This is a genomic window from Pseudomonas sp. R62 (assembly GCF_000257605.1).
GTDB lineage: Bacteria > Pseudomonadota > Gammaproteobacteria > Pseudomonadales > Pseudomonadaceae > Aquipseudomonas > Aquipseudomonas atacamensis.
Map to the genome: position 1 here is coordinate 23,357 of NZ_JH635999.1, position 4,517 is coordinate 27,873.

The window sequence follows — 4,517 nt, forward strand, 5'->3', positions numbered from 1 at the left end:
CCCGGAGGGAGAGGGGACTGATTGGGGGGTGCTCGGGAGTGACGTCGACCTGAACGTGAACAGGCGAATCCATAATCGCCGGGATTTTTCAGGTCGATGTATAACGCAAGACGCCTCGGCTCCCTCTCCCTCTGGGAGAGGGCTGGGGTGAGGGTAAGCGGCCTAGCGCGGTAGTTCGATCCGCTCGACTTCCCCCGGCACCGTCGGCCATTCCTTGGCCGCCCATTTGCGCCGTGCCTCATCAATCGCCGCCGGATCGCTTGCAACAAAATTCCAGTTGATCCGCCTCGGACCGTCCAGCGCCGCGCCGCCGAACACCACCGCGTGCACATCGCTTTCGGCAAACAGGCTCATCTCTTCGCCGGCTGGCAACACCACCAGCGCTTGCGGCTCGATCGCCTCGCCATTCAATTGCGCATCACCGCTCAACACGTACACCGCGCGTTCTTCATGCTCGGTGGGAATCAGCAGGGTGGTCGCGGTCTGCATCTTCACTTCCGCATACAGCGTAGGAGAAAGCACTGGCACCGGCGATTCCAGGCAAAAGCCTGACCCGGCAATCATGCGAATCTGCACGCCAAGGTTATCGCTGACCGGCAGCATCGCTGCCGGGTGATGGCTGTAATGCCCCGGGCCCTGTTCGTGTGCCTTGGGCGAGGCCAGCCAGACTTGCAGGCCGTGCAGGGTGAAGGTCTCGGCGAGCAGTGGCGCTGGCGTACGCTCGACGTGGGCGATGGCGCTGCCGGCGGTCATCCAGCTGACATCGCCGGCGCCGACCACTTGATCGGAGCCCAGACTGTCCTTGTGCTGCAATTGCCCTTCGAACAGATAGGTAAGCGTCGACAGACCAATGTGCGGATGCTGTCGGATGTCCATACCTTTGCCCGTCGGATAAATCGTTTCGAGCATGTGGTCGAAAAACACGAAAGGCCCGACATTGCGGCATTTGGCTGACGGCAGCGGGCGCAGGATCGGCTGGCCTTCGACGTCTTCGGCGCGCGGGCGGATGATCAGGAGTGGCGTGTCCATGGTGCATTCCAGGCTGAGCGGGTGATGCCAGAAGCATAACCCGCCGCTGGCATCAGGAGGATTATTGGCTGTCGAAGCCTTGTGGTGCGTGGGTTTCGATACTGACTTCGCTGGTGGTCATCAATTTGTGAATCGGGCAGCGATCGGCCACACGCAGCAGTTCCTCGCGCTGGGCGTCGGTCAGTACGCCTTTAAGGGTAAGGGTGACATGCAGGGCGTATTTGCCTTTCTGCTCCTGGCTGTTGTCGCGCTTTACCTCGACTCCCACGCCGGTCAGCGGGATGTCTTTTTTCTTCGCATACATTTTCACGGTCAGCGCTTTGCAGGCGCCCAGCGCAGCGTCGAAGTAATCGTGTGGCTCTGGTGCGGTGCCTTCACCACCGGCAGTTTTCGGTACATCGGCAAACAATTCGTGGTCGTCGATCTGGACGGTGTGACGAAAACCTTCGGCGGAGACGGTATTGACGGTAACAGTCATGGAAACCTCACAGGCGGCAGGAAAAATCGTTCGATCAAAGCAGACCTTGCAGTTATAGAGCATTCCCGGCAGTGGGCGTTCCGCTTTTCCGCAGGGATGAACCCTTGTCGTTCGGGCGCGGTCTAGGCTATGCCCATCTGCCGGAGATTACTTGTGTCCTTGTCTCGTCTGAGTCTTGCCTGTCTGCTGCTGTTCGCTGGCAGCGCCAGTGCCCGCGAATACACCTACAGCGATGCGCACCTGCATTACGTGGATTTTTTCCAGGAAAGCGCCGGCATTCAGAAATTGCTCACGGCCATGAAAGAAAATTCCATCGAGCACGTGATGATTTCCGGCATTCCCGTGGCGAAGAAATGGCATGAAGACGAACCCAAGCGCCCGCGTTATTACGCCGGTGATGACGCCGATGCCTATTGGTACAGCGCCACCGATGTGATAATTGCCGACGCGGTGGAAAAACTTGCGCCGGAGCAGCGCCAGTACTTTCATCCGTTCCTGTCCGGCTTCAATCCCAATGACAAGAATTCCGCCGCGCACATTCAGCGCATGCTCGACCTGTATCCGGGTTTGTGGCAGGGCATCGGCGAGGTGTTCACCCGGCACGATGACCTGACCGCGCTGACCTCCGGCGACACACCCCGGGCCAACAACGAGGCGATGACCAAGATCTATCACCTCGCTGCGGAAAACGATCTGCCGGTGATGCTGCATTCCAACATCACTTCCAAGCGTGAGAGAAATCCGCTGTACCTGAAGGAGGTCGAAGAGCCGCTGCGCAATCATCCGCACACGCGATTCATCTGGGCGCACGCCGGCACCAGCGCCGAGATCCATCGGCATCAGACCCAGTTGCCGTTTCTCCTGCCAACCCTGACGCGCATGCTTGAGGCTTATCCGAATCTGTTTATCGACCTGTCGTGGAGCATGCTCACGCCGTATCTGCTGGACGAGCAGGGCAAGCCGCGCGCCGAATGGCTGGCGCTGGTGGAAAAGTATCCCGAGCGCTTCATGCTCGGCTCAGACGTAGTAGGACGGTTCAACAAGCTCGGTCAGGAAATGCACAGCTACAAGCCGTTTCTCGATGCGCTGCCGGAGGCGGTGGCGCGCAAAGTCGCGCGGGATAACTTCCTGGCGATATTGCCGCGCAACACTGTAAACCCGCCGGTCCGCGCTGAAACGTCAAAGCCATGAGTTCGGACTAGCCACTCGTCTGCCTATCGCTTTTTCGTCTTACGCAATTTCAGGGCAATGCCGATACCTTCTAAAGCAACCCGCTGCAGGCTGATGCAGCGCTTTTGGAAGGAGCCAGAGTGATGAATATCCGTAGTCTCAATATTGCCCCGCGTGCCGGTCTCGGTTTTGGCCTGCTGGCCTTGATGGTGTTCGCCCTTGGCGCGTTCGCCTTGCTGCAAATGTCGAACATGCGTGCGCAGTCCGATGAAGTCGACAACAACTGGCTGCCAAGCGTGATGGCGGTGGGTGAGATGAGTCAGGACATGCTGCGCCTGCGCGCACTGACCATGCGCCTGTTACTCAACCGTGACCCCAAGGCACTGGAGCAGAATGTCGCCAAGCTCGACGAGCTGCGCAGTGGCTTGAGCGAAGCGCAGCAGCGTTATGACGGTCTGATCGTGCTGCCTGAAGAGCGCGTATTGTTCGAACGCTTCAAGGGCACCGAGCACAAATACCTTGAGCTTCAGGCACAAGTCCTACAGCTGTCAGCGCAGAATAGGGTCGCTGAGGCTTCGACGATTCTCAATGATCAGATGAGCCCGCTGGCCGATGAAATCGCCGCCACTTTGCGTGAGCTGGTCGAGTTGAATAAACAGAATGCCGGTCTGGCCACTGAGGCCGCGCGGCTGGTGTTCAAGCAATCGCGGCTATGGGTCGCAGTAATGATCGCCATGGCTGCGCTGATTACCATTGGCCTGGCATTGCTGCTGACGCGCAGCATTGTCGTGCCGTTGTCGCAATCGCTCAGCGTGGCCGAAGTCGTGGCCGGTGGTGATTTGACCGGTGACATTCACATCACTGGCAAAGACGAGCCGGCGCGTCTGCTGCAAGCGTTGAAAAGCATGCAGCACAATCTGCGCGACACGATCCGGCGCATTTCCGAGTCGTCGACCCAGTTGGCCTCGGCCGCCGAAGAACTCAGCAGCGTCACCGAAGATGCCACTCGCGGCTTGCATCAGCAAAGTCAGGAAATCGAACAGGCCGCCACTGCGGTCAACCAGATGACAGCAGCGGTGGAAGAGGTGGCGAACAACGCCGTGGCCACGTCTGAAGCTTCCCGCGAATCCGACCGCATCGCCCGCCAAGGGCGCGAGCAAGTTCAGCAGACGGTGACGTCGATCGAGTTTCTCGCTGGCGATGTCACCAATAATGCCGCGCAGGTCGAGGCGCTGGCGCAAAAGGTTCATGGCATCAGCAAAGTGCTGGACGTGATTCGCTCGATCGCCGAACAGACCAATCTGCTCGCCCTCAACGCCGCGATCGAAGCCGCGCGCGCCGGCGATGCCGGGCGTGGCTTTGCAGTGGTGGCGGATGAAGTGCGCGCGCTGGCGCATCGCACCCAGCAGTCGACCCAGGAAATCGAGCAGATGATCGGCGGGATCCAGCAGGGCACCGATTCGGCGGTAAGTTCGATGCAGCAGAGCAACTCAAGGGCGCGCTCGACCCTCGAGCTGGCGAAGAGCGCAGGCTCGGCCCTGGAGGAAATCGCCTCGGCGTTTACCTTGATCAATGAGCGCAACCTGGTCATCGCCAGTGCCTCGGAAGAGCAGGCAGCGGTGGCGCGCGAGGTGGATCGCAATCTGATGAATATTCGTGATCTGGCAATGCAGACATCGGCGGGGGCCAATCAGACCAGTGCGGCGAGTCAGGAGTTGTCGAAGTTGGCGGTGGATCTGAACGGGATGGTGGCGCGGTTTTCGGTGTGAGTTTGACCTTCAAAAGCCCCTCACCCTAACCCTCTCCCGGAGGGAGAGGGGACTAATCCTGCGATGCTTTG

Annotated in this window: 4 protein-coding genes and 1 pseudogene; 3 read left to right on the forward strand and 2 right to left on the reverse strand. The window is 59.6% G+C overall.

Annotation, left to right across the window (positions count from 1 at the left end):
• Positions 1-162 precede the first annotated feature (162 nt).
• Together OQK_RS18525 and OQK_RS18530 are read right to left on the reverse strand one after the other, a co-directional pair.
• Entirely contained in the window at positions 163-1,029 is an 867-nt protein-coding gene (locus tag OQK_RS18525; protein ID WP_016773689.1) for a pirin family protein, read from the reverse strand.
• A 61-nt stretch (positions 1,030-1,090) separates the two neighbouring features.
• Entirely contained in the window at positions 1,091-1,507 is a 417-nt protein-coding gene (locus OQK_RS18530) for an OsmC family protein (RefSeq protein ID WP_016773690.1), read from the reverse strand.
• Positions 1,508-1,636: 129 nt separating this feature from the next.
• Between OQK_RS18530 and OQK_RS18535 the strand changes: the two genes are divergently transcribed.
• The 3 genes and pseudogenes from OQK_RS18535 to OQK_RS32090 all read left to right on the forward strand — a co-directional run bounded on the left by OQK_RS18535 (position 1,637) and on the right by OQK_RS32090 (position 4,446).
• A complete protein-coding gene (locus OQK_RS18535; protein ID WP_016773691.1) occupies positions 1,637-2,698 on the forward strand; it encodes an amidohydrolase family protein in 1,062 nt (353 codons plus the stop codon).
• 122 nt (positions 2,699-2,820) lie between these two features.
• Positions 2,821-3,348 (forward strand): annotated as a pseudogene (locus tag OQK_RS32085) (MCP four helix bundle domain-containing protein); the annotation flags it as partial.
• 63 nt (positions 3,349-3,411) lie between these two features.
• Positions 3,412-4,446 (forward strand): methyl-accepting chemotaxis protein, encoded by a 1,035-nt coding sequence (locus OQK_RS32090; RefSeq protein ID WP_443216340.1) that lies wholly within the window; start codon positions 3,412-3,414, stop codon positions 4,444-4,446.
• Positions 4,447-4,517 lie beyond the last annotated feature (71 nt).

Coding starts and splice junctions, on each gene's coding strand:
- OQK_RS18530 (WP_016773690.1), bottom strand. CDS start 1,507: ATGACTGTTACCGTCAATACCGTCTCCGCCGAAGGTTTTCGTCACACC.
- OQK_RS18525 (WP_016773689.1), bottom strand. CDS start 1,029: ATGGACACGCCACTCCTGATCATCCGCCCGCGCGCCGAAGACGTCGAA.
- OQK_RS18535 (WP_016773691.1), top strand. CDS start 1,637: ATGCCCATCTGCCGGAGATTACTTGTGTCCTTGTCTCGTCTGAGTCTT.
- OQK_RS32090 (WP_443216340.1), top strand. CDS start 3,412: ATGGCTGCGCTGATTACCATTGGCCTGGCATTGCTGCTGACGCGCAGC.